The sequence below is a fragment of the Sphingobium chungangianum genome (genome assembly GCF_977014255.1).
Window position 1 is genome coordinate 522,373 of record NZ_CDRNIV010000002.1, and the last position, 23,445, is coordinate 545,817.

At 61.2% G+C, this 23,445-nt stretch carries 19 protein-coding genes; 8 read left to right on the forward strand and 11 right to left on the reverse strand.

The genetic code is table 11. The features are described 5' to 3' along the window. Positions 1-120 precede the first annotated feature (120 nt). Complete coding sequence (locus ACWNC0_RS02470) at positions 121-453, forward strand: DUF485 domain-containing protein (RefSeq protein WP_449469843.1); 333 nt, start codon at positions 121-123, stop codon at positions 451-453. Beyond that, a complete protein-coding gene (locus tag ACWNC0_RS02475) occupies positions 453-2,156 on the forward strand; it encodes a cation acetate symporter (RefSeq protein ID WP_449469361.1) in 1,704 nt (567 codons plus the stop codon). Before ACWNC0_RS02470 ends, ACWNC0_RS02475 begins: the two co-directional genes overlap by 1 nt. Before the next feature lie 153 nt (positions 2,157-2,309). Here the strand turns inward: ACWNC0_RS02475 and ACWNC0_RS02480 are convergent, their stop codons facing one another. The 3 genes from ACWNC0_RS02480 to ACWNC0_RS02490 form a co-directional block, all read right to left on the reverse strand. Continuing rightward, positions 2,310-4,841, reverse strand: coding sequence for a TonB-dependent receptor (locus ACWNC0_RS02480; protein WP_449469362.1), 2,532 nt, complete (start codon positions 4,839-4,841; stop codon positions 2,310-2,312). Between the two features lie 130 nt (positions 4,842-4,971). Continuing rightward, positions 4,972-5,535 carry a GDYXXLXY domain-containing protein gene (locus ACWNC0_RS02485; protein ID WP_449469363.1) on the reverse strand — a complete coding sequence of 188 codons (564 nt, stop codon included), beginning with the start codon at positions 5,533-5,535 and terminating at the stop codon, positions 4,972-4,974. After that, a complete protein-coding gene (locus tag ACWNC0_RS02490; RefSeq protein ID WP_449469365.1) occupies positions 5,532-6,698 on the reverse strand; it encodes a DUF2157 domain-containing protein in 1,167 nt (388 codons plus the stop codon). Before ACWNC0_RS02490 ends, ACWNC0_RS02485 begins: the two co-directional genes overlap by 4 nt. 566 nt (positions 6,699-7,264) lie before the next feature. On the opposite strand from ACWNC0_RS02490, the gene ACWNC0_RS02495 reads away from it, so the two are divergent. Continuing rightward, a complete protein-coding gene (locus ACWNC0_RS02495; protein WP_449469367.1) occupies positions 7,265-8,146 on the forward strand; it encodes an OmpA family protein in 882 nt (293 codons plus the stop codon). Positions 8,147-8,212: 66 nt separating this feature from the next. Here ACWNC0_RS02495 and ACWNC0_RS02500 read toward each other — a convergent pair whose 3' ends face one another. The 4 genes from ACWNC0_RS02500 to ACWNC0_RS02515 form a co-directional block, all read right to left on the reverse strand. Continuing rightward, on the reverse strand, positions 8,213-8,824 hold the full coding sequence (locus ACWNC0_RS02500; RefSeq protein ID WP_449469369.1) for a DUF4142 domain-containing protein: 612 nt from the start codon (positions 8,822-8,824) through the stop codon (positions 8,213-8,215). 132 nt (positions 8,825-8,956) lie between these two features. Continuing rightward, positions 8,957-9,838 (reverse strand): helix-turn-helix domain-containing protein, encoded by an 882-nt coding sequence (locus tag ACWNC0_RS02505; protein WP_449469370.1) that lies wholly within the window; start codon positions 9,836-9,838, stop codon positions 8,957-8,959. Between the two features lie 93 nt (positions 9,839-9,931). Next, the gene (locus ACWNC0_RS02510; protein ID WP_449469371.1) at positions 9,932-11,995 is read right to left on the reverse strand and encodes a pyrroloquinoline quinone-dependent dehydrogenase; all 2,064 of its coding nucleotides are present in this window, start codon (positions 11,993-11,995) and stop codon (positions 9,932-9,934) included. Further along, on the reverse strand, positions 11,992-12,363 hold the full coding sequence (locus ACWNC0_RS02515) for a hypothetical protein (protein ID WP_449469372.1): 372 nt from the start codon (positions 12,361-12,363) through the stop codon (positions 11,992-11,994). The genes ACWNC0_RS02510 and ACWNC0_RS02515 overlap by 4 nt, the downstream gene beginning before the upstream one ends. Before the next feature lie 290 nt (positions 12,364-12,653). Between ACWNC0_RS02515 and ACWNC0_RS02520 the strand changes: the two genes are divergently transcribed. Both ACWNC0_RS02520 and ACWNC0_RS02525 read left to right on the forward strand, forming a co-directional pair. After that, positions 12,654-13,349: a hypothetical protein gene (locus ACWNC0_RS02520; RefSeq protein WP_449469373.1), complete on the forward strand. Its 696-nt coding sequence runs from the start codon at positions 12,654-12,656 to the stop codon at positions 13,347-13,349. 103 nt (positions 13,350-13,452) lie between these two features. After that, complete coding sequence (locus tag ACWNC0_RS02525) at positions 13,453-14,514, forward strand: hypothetical protein (protein WP_449469374.1); 1,062 nt, start codon at positions 13,453-13,455, stop codon at positions 14,512-14,514. Between the two features lie 24 nt (positions 14,515-14,538). Here ACWNC0_RS02525 and ACWNC0_RS02530 read toward each other — a convergent pair whose 3' ends face one another. Continuing rightward, the gene (locus tag ACWNC0_RS02530) at positions 14,539-15,435 is read right to left on the reverse strand and encodes a LysR family transcriptional regulator (RefSeq protein ID WP_449469375.1); all 897 of its coding nucleotides are present in this window, start codon (positions 15,433-15,435) and stop codon (positions 14,539-14,541) included. Between the two features lie 104 nt (positions 15,436-15,539). On the opposite strand from ACWNC0_RS02530, the gene ACWNC0_RS02535 reads away from it, so the two are divergent. The 3 genes from ACWNC0_RS02535 to mmsB all read left to right on the forward strand — a co-directional run bounded on the left by ACWNC0_RS02535 (position 15,540) and on the right by mmsB (position 19,162). Then, the gene (locus tag ACWNC0_RS02535; RefSeq protein ID WP_449469376.1) at positions 15,540-17,036 is read left to right on the forward strand and encodes a CoA-acylating methylmalonate-semialdehyde dehydrogenase; all 1,497 of its coding nucleotides are present in this window, start codon (positions 15,540-15,542) and stop codon (positions 17,034-17,036) included. 68 nt (positions 17,037-17,104) lie between these two features. Then, entirely contained in the window at positions 17,105-18,250 is a 1,146-nt protein-coding gene (locus ACWNC0_RS02540; protein WP_449469845.1) for an acyl-CoA dehydrogenase family protein, read from the forward strand. 33 nt (positions 18,251-18,283) lie between these two features. After that, entirely contained in the window at positions 18,284-19,162 is an 879-nt protein-coding gene (gene mmsB, locus ACWNC0_RS02545; RefSeq protein ID WP_449469377.1) for a 3-hydroxyisobutyrate dehydrogenase, read from the forward strand. Positions 19,163-19,773: 611 nt separating this feature from the next. On the opposite strand, the gene ACWNC0_RS02550 is transcribed toward mmsB, so the two are convergent. The 3 genes from ACWNC0_RS02550 to ACWNC0_RS02560 all read right to left on the reverse strand — a co-directional run bounded on the left by ACWNC0_RS02550 (position 19,774) and on the right by ACWNC0_RS02560 (position 23,439). Next, a complete protein-coding gene (locus ACWNC0_RS02550; protein WP_449469379.1) occupies positions 19,774-21,123 on the reverse strand; it encodes an MFS transporter in 1,350 nt (449 codons plus the stop codon). A gap of 47 nt (positions 21,124-21,170) precedes the next feature. Continuing rightward, positions 21,171-22,175, reverse strand: a complete 1,005-nt coding sequence (locus ACWNC0_RS02555; protein ID WP_449469381.1) for a zinc-binding alcohol dehydrogenase family protein — start codon at positions 22,173-22,175, stop codon at positions 21,171-21,173. Positions 22,176-22,254: 79 nt separating this feature from the next. After that, entirely contained in the window at positions 22,255-23,439 is a 1,185-nt protein-coding gene (locus tag ACWNC0_RS02560) for an acetyl-CoA C-acyltransferase (RefSeq protein WP_449469383.1), read from the reverse strand. Between the last annotated feature and the right edge of the window lie 6 nt (positions 23,440-23,445).

A 23,445-nucleotide genomic window follows, 5' to 3' on the forward strand; every position in this document is an offset into this window, starting at 1 on the left:
TGCTTTCACGCTCCAAGCGGCGGACTCCCGCGCTTCGTGAAGGTCATCCAAATTGGGCAGACGCTATTGCAATCATGGACGCCGCGCCTAGCATGATGATATTGCAGGGGGAGCAGTGTGATGAATGCGCGAGAGGATGCCTTGGTCGCCAGTGTGGCGGCCGATCAGCGTTATGTTGACCTGGTAGCAAGGCGCTCGCGTCTTGGCTGGTGGCTGTCCGCCATCATCTTTCTTGCGTTCGTCGGCTATCTGCTGCTGATCGCCTTCGACAAGGCAGCGCTTGGCGCACCGATTGCTGGTGGCGTGACGTCGGTCGGAATACCCGTCGGCCTTGGCCTCATCCTTCTGGCGATCGCGCTTACCGGAATCTACGTCGCGTACGCCAATCGTCATCATGACGAACAAATGGCTGCAATTCTTCAGGAACACCGCCGAAAGGACCATAGCGCGTGATGGGGCGTTTGTTAGCGATCGCCCTGGCTTCGATAACGCTGGCCCCGCTCCCCGCTTTTGCGGCCGCGCTGGAAGGACAGGCTCAACGCCAACCCGTCAATTGGATCGCGATCTGCATGTTCGTCGCTTTCGTCGGGCTGACGCTGTGGATCACGAAGGTCGCGGCTGCGCGCACACGCACAGCTTCGGACTTCTACACAGCGGGCGGAGGCATTAGCGGCTTTCAGAACGGCCTCGCGATGGCGGGCGACTATATGTCGGCCGCGTCCTTCCTCGGCATTTCAGCGCAGATCTACTTGGACGGATATGACGGGCTCATCTATTCCACCGGCTTTCTGGTGGGCTGGCCGATCCTGCTGTTCCTGATGGCGGAGCGGCTGCGCAACCTCGGACGCTTTACCTTCGCCGATGTAGCCTCCTACCGCTTTGCCCAGCCGCCGGTGCGCAGCTTTGCAGCGGTCAGCACGCTTCTGGTCGTCAGCTTCTACCTGATCGCTCAGATGGTGGGGGCAGGACAGCTCATCAAATTGCTGTTCGGCCTGCCTTATGCGGTTGCAGTGGTGATCGTTGGCACGCTGATGATGCTCTACGTCCTGTTCGGTGGCATGCGCGCGACCACCTGGGTCCAGATAATCAAGGCCGTGCTGCTGCTTGGCGGCGCCACCTTCATGGCCGTGATGGTGCTGGCCCAGTTCGGCTTCTCGTTGGAGGCGCTCTTCGCCAGGGCCGTTGAGGTCAAGACGGCGGCGGCGTTCGATGCGGGCGTCAGCGCTGCCGATGCTGCTGATAAAGGGCGTTCGATCATGGCGCCGGGCAACTTCATCAAGGACCCAGTGTCCGCGATTTCCTTCGGCCTCGCGCTGATGCTGGGAACGGCGGGCTTGCCCCACATATTGATGCGCTTCTTCACAGTGCCTGATGCAAAGGAAGCGCGCAAATCCGTGCTGTGGGCGACCGGCTGGATCGGATATTTCTATATCCTCACCTTCATCATCGGCTTTGGTGCGATCGTACTGGTCGGGACGCAGCCTGCCTATCTGGATGCCGGAGGCGCGCTGCGGGGTGGAGGCAATATGGCGGCGATCCATCTTGGCCATGCGATCGGCGGGAATCTCTTCCTCGGCTTCATATCCGCGGTCGCCTTTGCGACTATTCTTGCGGTGGTTGCGGGGCTGACCCTGTCGGCAGCCTCCGCGATCAGCCATGACCTATATGCAACCGTGCTGAAACATGGCGAGGCAGAACCGGCTGACGAATTGCGCGTGTCGCGTTTGACCACGCCGGCGCTGGGCGCGTTGGCGGTGTTGCTCGGTCTCCTGTTCGAAAAGCAGAATGTGGCCTTCATGGTCAGCCTGGCCTTCGCATTGGCCGCGTCGGGTAATTTCCCCGTGCTGATCCTTTCCCTTCTCTGGAATGGCTGCACCACGCGTGGCGCGGCCATGGGGGGCACGATCGGCCTGCTTACCGCTTTCATCCTCACGCTGCTGTCGCCGACGGTCTGGACAAGCACCTTCAACCTTGGTCCGGCTCCTTTCCCGTACAGCTCTGCCGCGATATTTTCAGTGCCGGCTGGCTTCCTTGCCATCTGGCTCATCTCGCATTTCGATCGTTCGTCACGCGGGGCGATCGACAGGGCTGGCTATGCGGCGCAGCGCGTACGGGCCGAGACCGGCATCGGCGCCTTCGCCGCTAGCGAACACTGATCGGTGGGGCGCTTCCGGCATCTGGCCATGGCCAGCATCCGCTAAAGGAATGGCTGCCAGAACAGATCGGCCGGTCCAACGCAAACGCTGTTGAACCGGCCGGGGATACTGAATGGGGGCGGCCGTCATAACCGCGGTCCCCTTCTTTAAGCCTTATTCTCCGCCGAAACGATAGCGAAGCTTGAGGCCATACATGCGCGGCTCACCGTAGATCGTTGCCCAGGACAGCAACGAGCCGCCCTGATACACGTCTGTGTTGCTGATCCGGTAGAGCTTGTTCGTGGCATTGGTGACGTACAAGCCTGCATCCAGGCCGGAACCTGCGATGTTGTTCCAATCCAGCGACATGTTCAGCAAGCCAAAGGCTTCCAGCTTCTCGCCCGGCTGCTGCGGCGCGACGACCGTGGCTTCGGTATGCTGCGACGAATTATGCGCGTAGTTCACGAAGAAGGAGAGGTCTCCCAGTCTTTCCGCGATGGGCAGGTTCACCGCCACGTGGAAGCTGTAGATGTAGGGCACGACATACTGACCGGGCAGGCAGGTCAGGTCTGTCGGCGTTCCGGGCGGCAGCGCCGTGCCGGAACAATCCGCCAGGAAGCCGTTCGATGGCAAAGTATATTCGGTATATTTAAAGCGCGTATAGCTGAAATTGCCACCGATCTCGATGGGCTTCCACGGCCGGATGGACGCGTCGACCTCGACACCTGAAACATGAGCCTTCGCCGCGTTGATCCGCGCGCCGCTGGCCAAGGTTACAGTGTTGAAATCGCCGGTTGCCTTCTGAATATTCTGGTAATTCAGGTAATAATAGGAAGCATTCAACCGGGCAGGCACGCTGGCGATCCGAAAGTCCGATTTGAACCCCGCCTCATAGGAAGTGACCTTTTCCGGTTCGAAGGTACGGGTGGTCTCGCGAACCGCGTAAGGATTGAACCCGCCTGCCTTGTAGCCACGGCTGACCTTGGCAAACACCATCAGGTCGCGAACCGGCTTGTAATCCAGCCCGACGAGCCAGGTGGCCGCCTTGCTCTTCAGCGAAGCGGTGAAGTTACAATCCGAAATCGCGTCCACCAACGTCGAGTCCGCCGAGCAGATAAACTGTCCGGTGAGGGTCGGCGTATAGCTTTGTGAGAAGCCTTTGATCTTATCCCAGGTGTAGCGGAAACCGCCCGTAAGCCGCAGGCTGTCGAGAGACGGCGTCATCGCTCCGAAATCGAACGTGCCCTGCGCATAGAGCGCCTTTGAGGTCGTCGCGACATAGCCCGGTGTTGCGTTGGCTACGCAAGCGGGCGGGATGCCCGGAATTGGGGTGCCAGTAATTACCGCAGGGCAATAGTTGATGGCGCTGCCCGCCTGATCGCCATCAGGCTTCTGGCTGTAGTAGAACCCGCCCGCGGTGAAGGTCAGCTTGTTGTCCAGATAGGTGCCCTGGATCTGGAATTCTTCGGTGAACTGCTTGTAGCTGTCGCGGGGCAGCGTGACCGGCGACGTATTATTATACACGACCGGCGTTCCCGCACCCGGAAGCGTGACCTGTCCCGGCGCGGGCAGCTTGTAGGGATCGACATCATATTGCTGCAAGACGGTGCCGTCGCCGTCGTAGCGGTAGAAGCTCTTGAACTTCTGATAGCTGACGATGTTGCGCAGCACGAGTTCATCGTTGAGATCGAAGGACAGGGTATCGGTGATGCCCCAGGTCTTGGTCTTCTGATAATCATCAACGCCATGCGCGGTCTGGCGCGGCCCTAGCGCGTCAGCCTGAGCAGTAGCCGCACGATAAACGTCACAGGAGAACGGATTGCCTGCTACCGGACCTTCTGCACAAAAAAGAGGGTTTTGGTTCTGATCCACAATTGACTTTATTGCTTCGACGTTGAAACCCTTATGGATAAGCCCCGTGCCGTTGAAGCGCGAGTAGGAGCCATAGGCCATCAGGTAATTTTCAATACGCTCGGTCGGGCGGAAGGTGATGCCGATGCGGCCCGAATACCAATGCGTATCGTCGCGATCCTTGTTCCAGATCACATCATGGGTATAGCCGTCGCGATCATGATAGGCGCCGACGACGCGGACGAGCAGCTTGTCCTCGACCACGGGCACGTTGATAACGCCCTCAATCTCCTTGGCGTCGTAATTACCATATTTCGCAAGCAGCGAGCCGGAAAAGTCGTTCGTCGGCTTGTGCGGCACGAGAAGGATCGCGCCACCAGTCGTGTTACGGCCGAACAACGTGCCCTGCGGGCCGGCGAGCACCTGAAGATTTTCAAGATCGACGAAGTTGCCGGGTCCGCCCTGCTGGCTGAGCGTGATCGGCGCCGGTAGCGGCACTTCGTTCAGATAGAGAACAACGCCCGGCGACGCCTGGAACGTGGCCCCCTGACCGCGCAGCGTAAAGGTTTGGGAGTCGCGTGAACCCTGCCCTGCGGACCCGACGACCAGCGACGGGACGCTGGCGTTCAGATCCTGCGACTGGGTGATGTTTTGTTGCTGAAGTCGTTCGGGCGAAAAAGCCGTAATCGCGATAGGCACGTCCTGCGCGCGTTCGGCGCGGCGTTGGGCCGTCACGATGATATCGGCGGTTGCACCGAGTTGGGTGCCTGACGCCTCCTGCGCCAAGGCAGGTGTGGCTATCAGAACAGCGCATGAGGCTACGCTGTTGAAAAGCAGTGCGGAATGCTTCTTCAAGATCCCCTCCTATTTTAGTTCGCCGCCTTTGTTCAGGCGGTCGATCTTCAGAGTAGAATATGGAAACAAACTACGCAATTGAGCAATACACAATTGTGATGCACTTATGTCACTATTGCGGAAAGAATGATCAATCTGGATGCTGACGCTTTCCGAATTCCAGGTTTACCGGCCGCATGACCCCATCCGGCCTGATCCTGACGCGTACCAAACCCTGCTCGTCCGCATCCGCCAATCGGCGCGATAAAGACAACGCATTAGCTTGCGACGTGAACAATATGCCGGAATCCAGTCCCCGCACCTCGCGCCGCGTGCCAATCGAAGCACGAACGATGATCGCGCACCCCATTATTTGCTGCGCATCGGGACGACCTGGAATGGGATTTAATTCGCGAACCCTGACAATATGCGGCGCGGTGCCCTGAATGCATAATTGACGGGCAAGTGATGCATCAAAGGAAGTCTTGCCGCCGTTGTGACCGTCGCGCGAAGCATCCACGGGCCAGTCATATTGATATTGAATATAGTGCCCGCGCAGCAAATCCCTTGGATCATAACCTCGAATGGGAATGAGCCATTCTTGCCCTTGCTGCGTGAGACGATAGGTCGCGATCCAGCTGTAAGCCAAGGCCATGACCGGCAGCAGCAGGGCGGCGGCGAGCAGAAGCCGTGGCGATGCCGCAAGCCTTTTCATGCCGCCATCCCTCCCGCCGGTGCATAGCGTTTCGAGATACGGACAGTCGACCACGCCACCGCAATGGCGAAAGCCCCGGAAAATATAAGGCCCGCCCCGCTTTCAAGCAGGCTGTCATTAAGTTCGAAGCTCAAAATAATGATGCGCAGCGCCACCAGTGCGATCGCCCCCTGGAACAGCCGCCGCCACTGGGCGAAGATAGCCGCTGCGGCCACGGCACCCCACAGCATGACGAAGAATGACGCTCCGATCCAAGGGCTGCGGATCGGGCCGTGCAGATCGACCAGCAAGGCCTGCGCGAAATGCAGCAGCGCCCCAGCGGCCAATATCCCCGCCGTCGCTGCCCCGGATCGTGTGGGCGTGACGCGGAATATGATCGCGGCGGCACCGATCAGGGCCAGACTCTGTATGGCGATGCTGCCGAGGGCAGCGTGGGTTCGGCTGCCCCAGCCGCCTGCTATGATGGCGATGCTGATGCCCGCAAGGATCACGCTGATCGCCAGCTGTTCCAGCAAGCGCCAAAAGGCGGGCCGGTCACTCCGGTCCCGCATGAACGCGGCGAAGGCAGCCACCACAATCGGCGGGCAAACGATCAGGCCCCAATAGAGTGTTGGAAAGGCGGGCTGGGGCACATGCTGCCCCCATGCCCACGCATGACCATATTCGTCGGCGTGAGACCATGCCGTGCCGACTATCGCCGCCAGCCAGAGGCCCGCGATCGGCCAGCCTCTTCCAAGCAGGAGCAGCAGCGGCGAAAAAATGACCAGCCACGCCAGCAGCGGCTGCCAGAGCGGCGAGGAGGTCTGATACACCTGCCCGACATGGCCAAAGAAAGCGAGACCCAGAACCGCAGCCACGAACAGCAATCCATCGCTGAAATAATGGTTTTTCGCCGATACCCTGGGCAAATACCACCAAAGAAGCCCCGCAAAGCCGGTCATCAGGGCGAAGTGGATCGCCAGACGCGTCTCACCGGGTATCACGTCCCAATTCGCGGCGACGACGGAGATGATCCCCAAGCCGATCGTCAACGCACCCAGGCCGACGATCGCCCACAATCCAACAGGCCGACTATGCGTCAATTCCCACGCGCGAATGCGCTCGGCGGTATCGGCGTCGATCAGCCCTGCGTCCTGCCACGCCTTCAGCTGCCGTTCGGACATGGACTATTCCCCCTGTTCAGCGGCTGGGTGGTTCCATTCCACCCTGTGGATCTTGGGCGCACTGGAATCGGAAACCGTCAGAAGATAGCCCTGAGCACCGATCGGCAATGCAGGCGGAGGAACAGACGAGATGAAATCAAGATATTTCAACCGCGTAAGCCCCCTACGTCAGCATGCGCCAGCATGCCCGAAAATCCTTGGCAGCTCCAGTGGCATTCTGGCCGTCCGAGTCACGCGGCTGATCCTCGCGGCGACCACGGCATCGCGGGGAAATTGCTTAATCTTAACTTTCGGGTTAATAAACTTACTCCGCCGACATCGGTTCGTCGCATGAAGCAGTCTTACCAGCCCCAGCAGCGGAGCGCGACCGGACGCGTTCATCTCCGCGAAAGGTTGGGCTGAACAGGCAGGACGCCCATGCTGTTCAGGTGCGGCCGAATACCGCGCGTCATAATGAGACTACATGGAGGGGGTTCTGACAGCCGTTACGACATCACGGATGCGGCGGTCGGACGAGAAGCTGCGATCACGCAGGCCCGCCCGATCGAGTTTGAAGGAGTAGCGCAATGAGTAACATTTTAAAAAGCCCGAAACTTTTCTTACTGTTGTCCGTGGCGGCCGGGACCGCTTCAGCCGGTTTCGCGCAGGAAGCGCAGCAGGAGGCGCCTGACGCCAATCTGTCGGCAACCTACAGCGCCCCTGCGCCCGAAGCGGCGCAACTGGCCGAAGGGCCTGAGGTCGAAGGCCTTATTTCCGCGCGCACCGGCGATAAATTGCAGGTTACCGCGGCCGACGGCACCAACACTGTCGTCACCATCAATGACGCGACCCGTGTCAAGTCCAGCGGCGGTTTCCTTGGCCTTAGCCGCAGCAAGCTTGCCACAGCCTCGCTGCTGAACGGTCTGCCGGTTTCCATCAAGACGCTTCAGTCGGGTGCTGACCTGATCGCCAGTCAGATCGATTTGAAGAGCAAGGACCTGAAGACCGCGTCGATGATCCGCAGCGGCACTGCCCAGGGCTTTGCCGAACAGACCGCCGCGACGGAAGCCTTGCGCAGCCGCGTGGGCGACATCGATAAATATAACGTCAAAAGCACGACAAACGTGAACTTTGACATTGGCAAGGCGGTATTGTCCGAACAGGCGAAGAACGACCTGTGCGCCACCGCGTCAGCGGCCGACGGCATGAACAACGCCCTGTTGCTCGTCGTGGGCTATACCGATTCCACCGGCAGCGACGACTTCAATCAGGCGCTTAGCGAAAAGCGGGCCAGCCGGGTGGTCAACTATCTTCAGCAGACCTGCGGCTGGAAGCCCTATCGCATGCTGACCCCCACCGGCATGTCCGAAGCGGACCCGCTCAGCAGCAATGATACGGTCGAAGGCAAGGCGCAAAACCGCCGCGTCGCGGTGAATGTGCTCGTCAGCAAAGGCCTCGATGGACTCTAAAGTGCAAGGGGCGGGCAACAGTCCGCCCCTGTTTACTGATTATCGTGGTTTAACCGATAGCGGCGATCACTTATCAGTCTTACTCTCCAGCGCCCGCGCCATTTTCAAATGCCCCTCTACCACCGGAGCGATCTCGCCCGCTGCCGCCTTCAGCGCCGCGTCCGTCCCGCCCGACGCGTAGGAACGCATCAGCGCAAGAGCGTCCTCGTGCGCATCGACCTGGCCATCGATATATTCCTCGTCAAACGCCGCGCCCTTCTTCTGCCGCAGTTCGTCCAAATCCTTCTTCTGCCCAGCGGTAAGGTCAGGGTTCGGTATAACGGCAGGCCGTGCCTTGCCCGCTGCCGCCTTGATCTTCGCAGTGGACTCAGAGTGGGCCTTGATCATCTGAACGGCGAAGGCCTTGACTTCAGCGGACGTGGCGTTGGCCGAGGCCAGCTTCGCAGCCGCAATCTCGAACGCATCGCTCCTGGCTGCGAGGTTCACGAAATCCTGCGCATCAGGGGTTGGTTTCAATGCATCGATTGCGTTCTCCGCCGCCTTCTCGACCCTGTCGCCAGCATTTTCAGCAACGTTCTTCGCCGCATTCAATGCGTCGGCATTGCGCTGCTCACTCGCCTGATTACAGGCCGCCAGCGTCAATCCTGCGGCCAGGACCATCGACGTGATACGCGCCATTTTCATTCTCCCTGAAATTCAGGACGCAAACGCGCCTTCGGTCCAGGCGTTCCTTCTTACCACGGGAGGCTGCACAGCATTTTTGGACCCGTTGCGCTGACGGCGCGACAGGCCGTTCGACAACTGGCGACGTCAGGACGCGATCTGTTGACGATATCGGTTCGGACTGCTTCCGGCCTCACGCTTGAATGCCGCTGAAAAGGCACTGGCATTCGCGAAGCCCAGACGGTGCGCTATCCCTTTCAAGGGAAGCGATCGGTCGGCGAGGAGCATCTTTGCCCTTTCGAGCCGAATGCCATCGACATAGGCGCTGACGGAAGTTCCCGTGCTGGCCTTGAACAGGCGACGCAAATGCGGCGCGCTGATACCGCATTCATCGGCCAATTGGCGGACGGTGATTGGCCGTCCTTCGATGGTTTCCACGATATCGCGGATCCGGCGAAGCTGCCATGAGGCGAGCTTACCACCCTCGCCAGCGCGCGCATTGGTGTGCGTATCGTCAAGCTGCCGCACCAATTCCACGAGGATCAACCGGCACAAGGAATCCACCTTCACGGCATGGGAAAAACCGGGGGCACGAAGCTCATCCGCGAGAAGCTTCAACGCCTGTTGAGAGACATTCCCATTCTCGCAATATAGCAGCTGCTCTACATGGTTGAGCGGCTCTATGCCCGTGGTCTCCTTGAAATATTCCTTCTCAAAATCGCAGAAGATTGCGGGTTTCAGGGGACCGGAATTTTCGACTTCGGCGATCCAGTCGATATCGGCGGGGACAAAGGTAGCCTGTTTCAATTCATGATAGTGGGACTGGGTGGCGTAGCGAAATCGGCCGCGCGGCCTGTAAATGCTCGACGTCCACATGCCGACCTGATGAGTAGGCTCCCGGCCTGCGAGATGCTGTGGGAAACTCCCCCCGTGCGGCAGGTTCAGCCGAACGACGACACCGGGAATGCGAGACGTGGCAAGACGCTCCTCTGTCCAGGTGACATATTCGTGCACTGCTGCGCTCTCCATGCGCCGCGCCATATGCGTGGCGAGTCTTCCTCCTCTCTTATGGGAAAGACGCGGCGGCGGCGACAAGATTGATCGGCCGCCGCCCGCCCGAGCTTATTTCGGCAAAGCATAGGCGACGAGGGAATCGCCGAGCTTCGTGCCCAGGAATTTGTGCCCGCCCGCGGCGATCACGACATATTGTCGGCCATCCTTCTTGAGGCGGTAGGTCATCGGCGTAGCCTGCCCGCCCGCGGGCAAGCGAACGCGCCAGACGACCTTGCCGGACGCAATGTCATAGGCCCGCAGATAATTGTCCGTGGTCGCGCCAAGAAACACCAGCCCCGAAGCCGTGGCGACGCTGCCGCCAAGGTTCGGCACGCCCAGCTTCAGCCACATGGGCGGCGGCGCCTGGTCGCGCGTGGTGCCAAGCGGCACGTTCCACAGCGTCTTGCCAGCCTTCAGGTCGATCGCGGTCAGGCGGCCCCAAGGCGGCCGGTTACACGGCGCACCAAAGGGAGACAGCATGGGCTTCATCTGCAGGCCGTAGGGGGCGCCCTTGGTCGGCAAGATTGCTTCCCCGGCGGCGGTGCGGGACTCGATCTCGGCTTGGGGGATCAGCTTCATGATCGCGCCCACCTGCGTCGTGTTGGCGATCAGGATGCCTCGCTGTGGATCGACGGTTACGCCACCCCAGTTGGACGCGCCCTCAAAGCTTGGCCATTGCAGCCATCCCTTTGTCGAGGGAGGGGTGAAAACGCCCTTATAGTTCACGGATCGGAACAGCTCCCGGCACCTATATTTGTCATAGGGGGTAAAGCCCCACATATCTTCTTCGCGCAGATCCGGATCGCGGACGATGAACGCCGGATTGGCGGGGAATGGTTGCGTGGGCGACAGCTTTTCGCCCGTCACCTTGCCCTCCTGCGGCACGGGGCGTTCGACCACGGGGAAGATCGGCTTGCCGGTACGCCGGTCGAGGATGAAGATATGCCCGACCTTCGTGGTCTGCGCGAGCGCGGGGACAGGCCCGTTCGTCGTGGGCAGGTCAAATAACACCGGCTGCGCGGGAATGTCATAATCCCACACGTCGTTATGAACCGTCTGGAACCGCCACTTGACCTGACCTGTCGTCCCATCGAGCGCCACGACCGAACTTGCATAATAGTCGAGGCCCGCCCGGTTGGCGGCATAGTGGTCGGGCGGCGCGTTGCCCATGGGCACATAGACAAGGTTAAGCTTAGGATCGACCGCCATCGGCGCCCAGCTATTGGGCGTCCTCCGCACGAATTGCTCGCCCTTCGGCGCGTTCTGCGCATCGCTCATCCCCGGCGGCAAGCCGTTCCAGGACCAGAGGGGCTTGCCCGAATGAATATCGAACGCCCGGATCGCTCCAGCGGGCATGTCTACCCGCATATTGTCGGTAAGCCGTCCATTAACGACTATGGCATTGCCGATGACGACGGGCGGCGAAGAGATCGACAGGTCGCCCCGCTCTATCTTGCCCAGACCCGGCTTCAGATCGACCACGGAATTGTGCCCGAAGGAGCGGCACTCGCGACCCGTGGCGGAATCGAGCGCCACCAACCGCCCGTCCAGCGTCCCGGCAAAAATCCGTCCCGCGCATTCCGCGCCCGCTGGCACGCTTTCGTCCCGCGCATAGGTGACGCCACGGCAGTTCAGCAGATAGGTGCTGAAATTGTCCGAGCTTGGCTGCTTCGCCCAAATTTCCTTGCCAGTCTCCGGATTCACCGCCGCGATGCGGCCATTGCCGGAGCAGAGATAGAGCCGGTTTTCCGCGATGATCGGCGTCGCCTGGAATGTCGGGGAAAGTGGCTCAGGCGCCGTAACCATGCCGATATGGTAGGTCCATGCGGGCTTTAGCGCCCAGACGTTTTCAGGCGTGATCTGGGTCAGCGGCGAATAGCGCGTCCCGCCCGCATCCCCGCCATAATAGCTCCAGCCCGCCGTCGGCCCGGAATAATCGATGGCTGGCGCAGGGCGGAACAGGTTCCCGCTATAGGCCCAATATCCCCCGCCCAGGATCGCGATGGCGCCAGCAGTGATCAGGACAGTGCGGCGCCATCCACGGCGGCGCTTCTTTCCGCGCGTCCCGTTGCCGCCGCCTGACGAGGCAGGCTCTGCATCCTGAAAGGAAAAGCGTGTATCAGTCTGGTTCATATGGCCTCGATCATCGATGTTTGCGGACCACAGCGCGCATTCCTCCGCTGGCTCCGTTTGAAAACAGACCGGGCCTTCACCCGGCTATCGCCTCCACCGCCTGTGCAGCGCCGCGCATTGCGCCTTCGATATAACCAACCCCTTTGGCATCGCCGACGACGTGAACAGTAAAGCGCTGCGCCTGCAACCTGATCGGCGAGCGTCAGGTCACCCGTCGCGCCCTTCGCGACGATCACATGGTCGGCGGCGGCAGCCTGCTCCGCTCCGCCCTTGTCGATGAAGCGGACAGCGTCGCGCTCGATCCGGATGGCGCTCGACGCCGGATAGAGCTGAACGCCATGTTCCTTCAGTTCTGCGAGCAACCGCATCCGGCGAACGATCGTCGGAACTTTGGCCAGGCACCATCCAGTGCATGTCGGCTTGCCACTCCAATGAGATGGACCAAACTTGTCCCCACCGATTTCTCTCCTGCCTCTCCAAAAGCCTTATACCCTGCCCCCTCTCGGCCGCCGATGCCTACCGCAGGCGTCGGTGCGTCATCAGCCCCAATTTATGTCGTGAAGCGCCCATAATTATGCGGATCAATCATCCTCCACCGCCTCCTTTGCGCCGTGCCACCGGATCGACGGCTGATCCTTCCAACGCTATGGGTCTGGCCATGAGCAGCAGCAATCTTGAATCTTCCTCTGTTAAGGTGGAGGGGCCGCCACCCACTCCCCGCACTGTCGGGCGGCCGCGCCGGTTGACCTTGTCTCAAATACTCGACGCCGCGATCGACATGGGGCTCGATGGCCTCAGGATCGCGGCGCTTGCCGATCGGCTCGGCGTCCGCCCGGCGGTGCTGTACACCTATGTCACCGGCCGCAAGGAATTGGTGCGGCTTGCAGCGCAGCGTGCTTCAGGGGCCGCTGCCTTCCCGGAGGATGAGGGCCAATCCTGGCGTGAATATGCCACCCAATATGCCGAAGCGCTGCATAAGCTGGTGGAGGAAGGGCAGCTTGTATCCACCCTCGTCAGCGGCAATTTGGGACCAGCGGTCGAGATCGACAGTTCCGAACAATGGCTGCAAGCCATGCTAGCACGCGGGTTCGACCTGCCCGACGCGCTGGACCTGCTGCGTTCCATCGACCTGATAGTGCTCGGGGGCGCGTTCCTCTCCTCCTATGCCCGCGCGGTTGCGGGCGGCGAAGCGGAATATCGCGAAGCCGTGCGCTCCTCGATCAGGCAGCGTTCGGAGGAAGACGTACCGGTCATCGCCGCGCATCCTGACCGTTATGCCGACACCGCCCTCCCCCGCTGGCGCACCACATTGGCGCTGGCGCTCGACGGAGTGGCCGCACGGCGCGGCGAATAGTCGAACATATTTTCGGAAATTATTGCCAGCGAAGCGTTGATGGGATATTCCCGTCTTCAGACCCTGCCGTTCGCGCCGGGAAATTGCTTGCTGGAGAGAGCCTATGCCCGCCGATGTCGCTTCCACTTTCCTGCCCGTCGCGCCGCCCAGAATCGTCGACAATCTTTATACCGAAGACCAACATCAGCGGGTTCTGGACGTCGTCCGCCGGGAAGGCCCCTGGTCGCTGATCCTGGCGCAATATTTCGCTTCGCCCGAGGAGGTGATCGCGACATCCACCGGCTCCATTCCAGAAGGCTTCACGCCGATCTGGGAGATGTTCATGAACCCGGTTTTCCGGGGCTACCTCGCCGACAATGGCGTCAATCGCTATCCGGAACTGGACGATTGCTTCTATAACAAGAAGTTCCTCGACATGGCGCGCGCTTATTGGAACACGCCCTATGTCGAATGTGACCAGCTAATGTTCAACCTTCAGGGTCCAAGCTCGGCCGGCGGATCGCCGCATGTCGATGGCACGCATTTTCGCGGACTATACGAAGTCAACTGCCCGATCTGGCTGCTGAACATCATGGCCAAGTCCGGGCTGTTCCGGCGCTGGCAGGCGAAAAAGGCGCAGGTCATCGCCTGGTATTATCAGGGTTCGATCGGCGGCGGCTTCCACTATTGGCCGAACGGGCCGCAAAATGATCCGGTCTGCCTCGAAGCGCCGATGTGGGGACGCGGCGTCGTGGTCGAAAATGAAATGATGTTCCACACCGCGCAGGGCTGCGGACCGGTCGATCAGCGCAAACCTGTGGGCCTCGCGATCAATTCGACCATGTCGGCCGATCCCGATGTGGCTGCCGGATGGCGGATCATGACCGGCGACGATGTCGTGGCCAAGATCTCCGAGCAGGAATTTCGCCTGCTACTCCATTGGAATGCACAGGTTTACACCGATCTCAACGACCTGCGAATTTCGCGCGACCATAGCGACGACATCACGACCGACATGGCGTTCGAGATATTCGTGAAGGACCTGCGCGCGCGGGGCGAGATCTTCGAGATGCCGAGCGATCCGCTGCACGACACCAATTTCATTCGCCTGCTGACCCGAGTCTATGATGTGGGAACGCCCAAGGGCGTGCCGCAGGACCCGGTCGAGCCACGTCTGGTCGCCTGACTTACCAAACTTCGCCGGGGCGCTTCAACCGATGGAAACGTCCCGGCCCAGCAGCTCTTCCGATCTTTCCCGCAGCATGTCGGACACGGCGAGGATGCGGGCGAGCTTCGTCATTTCCGGATGCGTCACCAGCCAGAAGGATCGCGCAATCTCCACTTCTTCTGGAAAAAGGCGGACCAGCTTCTCATCATCGGCGACGATGAAGTCCGGCAGCACGCCGATCCCGGCGCCATCCAGTATCAGCTGGCGCTGCATGCCTATGCTGCTCGACCGGAGCGACGCTTCCAGTCCCGCATAGACCTCGTCCAGATAGTCGAGTTCCGGCGAATAGAGAAACTCAGGCACATAGCCGATCAGCACATGCTCATGCAGCCGCTCGCGCGACACTGGAGCACCCCGCGCCGCGAGATAGCCGGGCGACGCATAAAGGTGCAGCTTGTAACCAGCCAGCTTTCGCACCGCCAAATGCCCCCGCTGCGGCCGCGCCAACATGACCGCCATGTCCGCTTCCCGTTTCGACGGATTTAGGAATCCCGACGCGGTAATCACGTCCAGTCGGATACCCGGATGACGGGCGTGAAATTCGGGGATCGCAGGGGCCAATATCCACCGGCCAAAACCCTCGGCAACCGACAGCCGCACCTGCCCGTTCAGACTGTGCCTTTCCCCCTTCACATCGACGATCGCCGACATCGCCGCGCTTTCGATGCTCTCGGCGTGGCGCAGCAAGGCGGCGCCATGTTCCGTCAGCACCCTCTCCGCGCCAGTCTGCTCGAACAGTTGCGCGTCTAACGCCTGCGACAATCGCCCCAAGCGCCGGGAAATCGTCGTCGCGTCAATGCCGAGCGCCCGCGCCGCCGGAGCCACCTTCTTCAGCCGTGCGACCGTCAGAAATATGCGCAAATCATCCCAATCGAACATCACACGCCATCCATGCAAAAATGCAGATCAACTCTGCAACAAAGGGGAATTGAATGCATTATCGCCTTTCGGCATGATAAGGCAAATCTCATCGAGAGGGTGCCATGCGCGAAATTTCCCACAAGCTCGCCTTTGCTCATAACAGCGAAGCGCCGCGCTACAGTGATGTGTTCAATCCCAATGATGGGCAGGTTCAGGCCCGTGTGGCCCTGGGCGACCGCGCCCTCCTCGACCGCGCGGTAGAGGCGGCGAAGGCGGCGCAGCCCGCCTGGGCGGCAGTCAATCCGCAGCGGCGCGCTCGCGTCATGTTCAACTTCAAGACGCTGGTCGAGAAGAATATGGACGAACTGGCGCATCTGCTTTCGTCCGAACATGGCAAGGTGATCGCGGATTCGCGCGGCGATATCCAGCGCGGGCTGGAAGTCATCGAATTTTGCTGCGGCATCCCCCATGCACTGAAGGGCGAATATACGCAGGGCGCAGGCCCGGGCATCGACGTCTATTCCATGCGCCAACCGATAGGCATCGGCGCTGGCATCACGCCCTTCAACTTCCCCGCGATGATCCCGCTCTGGATGTCGGGGGTCGCCATCGCGACGGGCAACGCCTTCATCATGAAGCCTTCCGAGCGCGATCCGTCCGTCCCCGTGCGCCTTGCCGAACTCTTCCTTGAAGCCGGTCTGCCCGCAGGCATTCTGCAGGTGGTGCAGGGTGACAAGGAGATGGTTGATGCCATCCTCGATCACCCGGACATTGGCGCGATCAGCTTCGTCGGCTCGTCGGACATCGCCCACTATGTCTACAAGCGCGGCGTCGACAACGGCAAGCGCGTTCAGGCAATGGGCGGCGCGAAGAACCATGGCATCGTCATGCCGGACGCCGATCTGGATCAGGTCGTCAACGACCTCGCGGGCGCAGCCTTCGGCTCTGCTGGCGAACGCTGCATGGCGCTGCCCGTCGTGGTGCCGGTGGGCGAGAAGACCGCCCTCGCCCTGCGCGAAAAGCTGATCCCCGCCATTCAGGCGCTGCGCGTCGGCATCTCAACCGATCCCGAAGCCCATTATGGCCCGGTCGTCACCGCCGCGCACAAGGCTAAGATCGAGAATTATATCCAGATGGGTATCGATGAAGGCGCCGAGCTGGTGGTCGATGGCCGCGGCTTCACCCTGCAGGGGCATGAGCAGGGCTTCTTCGTCGGCCCTACGCTGTTCGATCACGTCAAGCCCAACATGCGGACTTATCAGGAAGAGATTTTCGGCCCCGTTCTGCAAATGGTGCGTGCCGAAAGCTTCGAGGACGCAATCGCGCTGCCCAGCCAGCATCAATATGGCAATGGCGTCGCGATCTTCACTCGTAACGGCCACGCCGCGCGCGAATTCGCCGCGCGGGTGAATGTCGGCATGGTCGGCATCAACGTGCCGATCCCGGTGCCCGTCGCTTATCACACATTCGGCGGCTGGAAGCGCTCTGCCTTTGGCGACACGAACCAGCACGGCATGGAAGGCATCAAATTCTGGACGAAGGTGAAAACCATCACCCAGCGCTGGCCCGATGGCGGCGCGTCCGGCGACAGCGCCTTCGTCATCCCCACCATGGGGTGACAGCCGCGAGGGGAGAGCGCATGCTCTCCCTCACACGCCAGCGGCACGCCATCGCCGCAACAGGATGCATGATGACCCAGTTCGACCTTACCGACGACCAACGCCAGATCCAGGACATGGCGCGGCGCTTTACCGCCGACGCGATCACGCCGCATGCGGCCGAATGGGATGAGAAGCATATCTTCCCGCGCGACACGATCCGCGCGGCGGCCGAGCTGGGCTTTGGCGGCATTTATGTGTCGGAAGAGTCGGGCGGCATCGGCCTTGGCCGTCTGGAATCCGCGCTGATCATGGAGGCCATGGCCTATGGCTGCCCGTCGACCAGCGCGTTCATATCGATCCACAACATGGCCGCCTGGATGATCGACCGTTTCGGCGCACAAACGGTCAAGGACAAATATCTCCCCTCGATGGTGCCGATGGAGCGGATGGGCAGCTATTGCCTGACCGAAGCCGGATCGGGATCAGACGCCGCCGCACTCAAGACACGCGCCGTGAAGGACGGCAACGACTATCTCGTTACTGGCTCCAAGCAGTTCATTTCCGGCGGCGGCGAAAACGATATCTACGTCACCATGGTCCGTACCGGCGAGGAAGGCCCCAAAGGCATCAGCTGCCTCGTCATCGAAAAGGATATGCCCGGCGTCAGCTTCGGCGCGCAGGAGCGTAAGCTTGGCTGGCATTCGCAACCCACTGCGCAGGTCAATTTCGACAATGTCCGCGTGCCTGCGGAAAATCTATTGGGAGCGGAGGGCGAAGGCTTCCGCATCGCAATGATGGGGCTTGACGGCGGACGGCTCAACATCGGCGCCTGCTCGCTTGGCGGGGCGCAGCGCTGCCTCGATGAAGCGATCGCCTATAGCAAGGACCGCAAGCAGTTCGGGCAGGCCATCGCTGATTTCCAGAATACGCAGTTCACCCTCGCCGACATGGAAACCGAACTTCAGGCGGCGCGCGCGCTGCTCTACATGGCGGCGGTCAAGGTGACGGAAAACGCACCCGACAAGACCCGCTTCGCCGCCATGGCAAAGCGGCTCGCCACCGACGCTGGGTCCACTATCGCCGACCGCGCGCTGCAACTGCATGGCGGCTACGGCTATCTGATGGACTATCCGATCGAACGCTTCTGGCGCGACCTGCGTGTTCACTCGATCCTGGAAGGCACCAATCAGGTGATGCGCATGATCGTTGCCCGCGACCTGCTGCGCCCATGAAGGCGGCCAGACAATCAATAGAAGGAAGTCGGCATGACTGAGACTATCGCCTTCATCGGCTTGGGCAACATGGGTGGCGGAATGGCCGCCAATCTCGTCAAGAACGGCTTTGCCGTGCGCGCCTTCGATCTTTCCGACGCGGCCCTCGCCAAGGCCGAGGCGGCTGGCGCGACCCGCGCCAGCAGCGCGGCCGAAGCCGTCGCGGGGGCTGATGCAGTGGTCACGATGCTACCGGCCGGCAAGCATGTCGAAGCGGTCTATAATGACGAGGTTTTCGGCACGGCAAAGGCAGGAGCGCTGTTCCTCGACTGTTCGACCATCGACGTCGCGACCGCTCGCCGCGTCATCGCTGCGGCGAAGGCGAAGGGTTTCCTGATGGCCGACGCGCCGGTTTCTGGGGGAATCGCCGCTGCAAATGGGGGATCGCTAACCTTCATGGTGGGTGGCGACGATGAAGCCTTCGTCAAGGCAAAGCCCATCCTGTCTGCCATGGGCAAGGCGGTGATCCACGCCGGTAGTGACGGCAACGGCCAGGCGGCCAAGATCTGCAACAACATGCTGCTGGGTGCGACCATGGTGGCGACGTGCGAAGCCTTTGCCATGGCGGAGAAGATCGGGCTCGACGCCCAGACCTTCTACGACATTTCCAGCGTTTCGTCGGGACAAAGCTGGTCCATGACAAGCTACTGCCCGGTGCCCGGCGTTGGTCCGCAATCGCCCGCAGACAACGGCTATAGCGGCGGCTTTGCCGTTGCCCTGATGCTGAAGGACCTGAAACTCGCGCTGGAAGCGGCGGCTTCCGTCAACGCCAGCGTACCCATGGGCGCGCAGGCGGAAAGCCTTTATCAATTGCTGGCCAACAAGGGCGAAGCGGGTCAGGATTTCTCCTCGATCATCAAATTCCTGTCCTGATCAGCATGTAAGTCACGCAGCCGCCAAGCCAAGCGGCGATGCCGATGAAACTGAACGCCTCGCCTTCCGTTAACAAGGATAGGTCGTAAAAAAGTGAGGCAATTCAATGCGGATGGAAAGCACGACGGGCTGGTCGGCAACCTACAGCTACTCCCCACTATATCGGGAGGATGAGCCCAATCATTGTCCCGGATGTGACAGGCAACATTGGATCATAGGGCGCATGACCGCAGAATGCAGTTTCTGCGGATCGGCCATGCCCCTTGAACACTTCAGCACCTACAGTGCGTCACCACGGATCGAGTGCCGTAATCATGCTGCCGATGAACTACCGGAATATCTGCGGCCAGTCGCCTGAACCAAAGCATCTGATCTCAACCGCAAAAAGCCCCACCTCCGAAAAAGAAGGCAGGGCAGTTTGGGTCGCACTGCAGGATAACCTGCTCTCAGCTAACTAGCTTTGCAGGCTACGGTTCCGGCTGCGAACCGCCCGCAAAACTTCCGCATTGGTTCCACACCTTTGAATTGTCCCGAAAACTCGGGCGTTTCACGCAAGGTATAACGAACGCTATAATCAGAAATATCATGCCGTTCGCTGACCTTTTCTGCGCTCAGCCGCGTGCCACCGCCTGATTGGTCGCGGCATAGCTGCGCAATCCGGACCATGCGGCGAGGGCAGCGGTTAGCGATGCGCATAGGCCCACGGTCGCCAGCGCGGGGCCGATCTGACCACGGCCATCGAACAAGGCGTTGTCGATCAACGGCACGATCGCTGTTCCGAGCGACAAGCCTACGAGACTGTTCGCCAAAAGGAACAGCGCGGCTCCGGTTGCCCGCATGCTGGGCGGCGTCGCGAGTTGGATCGCAGCCAGCGAGCAACCGAAATAGCCGTTGAAGCAGAAGGTCAGGATTGAAAAGAGCAACAGCAGCAGCGTTGAGGAAGGCATGACCGGCGCAAGCGTCGCCGGAATAACGCACAGAAAGGCGAGGATCATCGCCATCCTCAAATTGGCATCGCGCACGCCTTTCAGCGAAAGCCTCTCCGCCGCGAAACCGCCCGCCAAGGAACCCAAGCTCCCAAGCAGCAGGTAGATCAGCCCCAGACGGAGCGAGGCCTGTCCGGGCGTCATGTCAAAGGTCCGGATGAGCAATGTCGGATACCATGCCGACAGGCCATAACCCATGGTCCCCAGCAAGGTGGAATTGGCATAGATCGCCGCGAATGTCCGCCAATGCGCGCGCAGGTGAGACAGTGCCGCGCGAAACGGCATACCCGCCTTCACCCACCCCGCGCGGCGTGCCGGTTCACGGGCCACGAAAACCAGCGCCGTCACCAACAGGCCGGGCAAGGCCACCAGCAGGAATGCCGCCCGCCAGGTAGGCATCGGCCCGATGCCGGGCAGCACCAGCGCACCCTGCGCCGCGACCATATCGACAACGGCGCCCCCGACCAGCAGCGCTAGCCCGCCACCAATGGTAATGCCCAGATTATAGATCGCCATCGCCCGCGAAAGCTGCGCTGGCGGGTAGGCGTCACTCAGCCAGCTGTGAGCCGAAGGGGATAGCGATGCCTCCCCCAAACCGACGCCCATGCGCGCGACGAACAGATGCGCATAGCTGCCCGCAAAGCCGCAAAGTGCGGTGCAGGCGCTCCAGAACAGGACGCCCACGGCGATGATCCGGCGGCGGCTGATCCGATCGGCCAGCATTCCGATGGGAATGCCGACCACTGCATAGAGCAGGGCAAAGGCCAATCCCTGAAGCAACCCGACCTGCAAATCGTTAAGGCCCAGATCCTGTTTGATCGGCTCGACCATCAGGCTCAATATCTGCCGGTCGATGAAGGAAAGGATGTAGGCTACGAGAAATATGCCGAGCGCGACATGGCCTTGCCTCAGGCTGGCCCTGCCGCCCGCGACGGCAGAATGTTCGTGGCTCAATTCCTCATCCCCTCGTCCCATGCATTTCTCTTCTGTTTGACCGCCCCCCGATGCCGAGCGAGCTCTTTTTAAACCCGCAGAACGACCTTCCCGATGGATGCGCCCGTTTCGACCAGCTCATGCGCGGCCTTCAGGCTGGCGGCACTCATCGGTCCTAGATCGCGCGTCATCGTTCCCTGCAAAACCCCTTCATCCACCAGCCGCGCAATCTCGGACAATATGCGATGCTGTTCGATCATGTCCGGGGTTTCGTAGATGGAGCGCGTGAAAACACCCTCCCACGCGACGGTGATCGACTTTTGCCGGAGGGCCACTATGTCGAAACTCTTTACGTCGTCGATAACCGCCAGGCATCCTTGAGGCGCGATGATGCGGGCATAGGCTGGTAGATGCTGTTCGCTCGCAGCCAGACTTGCCACGAAGTTGACCGCCTTGACGCCGATCGCGGCAAGCCCTTCATTCAAGGGCTTGCGGTGGCCGATCACATCATGCGCGCCCATCTGCTTCACCCAGGCGATGGTTTCCGGGCGCGAAGCGGTAGCGATCACGCGCAGCTTGGTCAGCTGCCGCGCGAATTGCACCAGCATCGAACCAACGCCGCCAGCACCGTTGACGATCAGGATCGTCTGCCCTTCACCCCCGCCTTGTGACACGCGCAAACGATCGAACAGCAGCTCCCATGCCGTAAGCCCGGTCAGCGGGAGCGCGGCCGCCTGCGCGAAGTCGAAGGAACGCGGCTTTGGCCCGACAATCCGCTCATCGACGACATGCAGTTCCGAGTTGGTCCCCGGCCGCTTGATGATGCCAGCATAGAAGACTTCGTCACCCGGCGCGAAAAGCGTAACGTCAGCGCCGACGGCTTCCACCACGCCCGCCGCGTCATAGCCCAGAACCATCGGCTCCTCAGCGGGCTTGGCGCCGCCGCGCACTTTCGTGTCGACCGGATTGACGGACACAGCATGCACACGAACGAGCAGATCGCGAGGGCCGGGCGACGGATCGGCGACCTCAATGTCGATCAGCGAGTCTTCCCGCTCCAGCGGGCCGCCTTGCCTGAATCCTACCGCCTTCATCCAGCGCCTGCCTCTCGATAGTTGATCTCAGGGCGAGAGGCTTATTGTTGCTACACGGAAAAGGGAAGGCGCCAATGCGTCAGGCGAGCTCAAACGCCATCGCTGTCGCTTCGCCACCGCCGATGCACAGGCTCGCCACGCCGCGCTTGAGGCCGCGCTCCTCCAGCGCACCCAGCAGGGTGGCAATGATCCGCGCCCCCGAAGCCCCGATCGGGTGACCTAGCGCAGTCGCGCCCCCGTTCACGTTCAACTTTTCGGCGGGAATGCCAAGATCCTTGGCCGCGATCATCGCAACAACGGCGAAGGCTTCGTTCACCTCAAACAGATCAACGTCGGCCACCGACCAGCCAGCCTTGGCCAATAACTTGCGCATCGCCGGAACGGGCGCTGTGGTAAAGCGCGCCGGTTCATGGGCGTGCGCGGCGCTGGCCACCACTGTGGCAATCACCGGCAGGCCCAGACGTTCCGCCACACTGCGCCGCGTCATAACCAGTGCCGCTGCGCCATCGGAGATGGACGAACTGTTCGCCGCCGTGATGGTGCCATCGGGGACGAAAGCGGGCTTCAGCGAAGGGATCTTGTCCGGACGGGCCTTGCCCGGCTGCTCGTCGGTATCCACCAACGTATCGCCGCCACGCCCGGGCACTGTCACTGCTGCGATCTCGCGCTGGAAAGCGCCGCTCGCGATGGCCGCCTGCGCCCGTTCCAAGGATCGGATCGCATAGCCGTCCTGCTCCGCGCGCGTGAACTGATAATCACGCACCGCCTCCTCGGCAAAGACACCCATCGCCTTGCCGGGTTGATAGGCATCCTCCAGCCCATCCATCATCATCGTGTCGATGATCCGGTCATGACCGATGCGGGCGCCGGAACGGTGCTTGGGCAGCGCATAGGGCGCGTTCGTCATGCTTTCCATGCCACCCGCCACAATCAGGTCGGCCGCGCCTGCCTGCAGCGCCTCCTGCGCCATGATGGCGGCCTGCATGCCCGAACCACACATCTTGTTCACGGTGGTCGCCTGCGTGTTGAGGCCAAGGCCCGCGCCCAACGCCGCCTGCCGCGCGGGCGCCTGCCCCAAGCCCGCTGGCAGGACGCAGCCCATGTAGATACGGTCGATCGCATCCACAGGCGCACCCGCGCGCTCGACCGCCGCCTTGACCGCAGCCGCGCCCAGATCGGTCGCCTTTAAAGGGGAGAATATCCCCTGAAACCCACCCATCGGCGTGCGGGCATAACCAGCGATGACAACAGGATCATTCTGCATGACAAT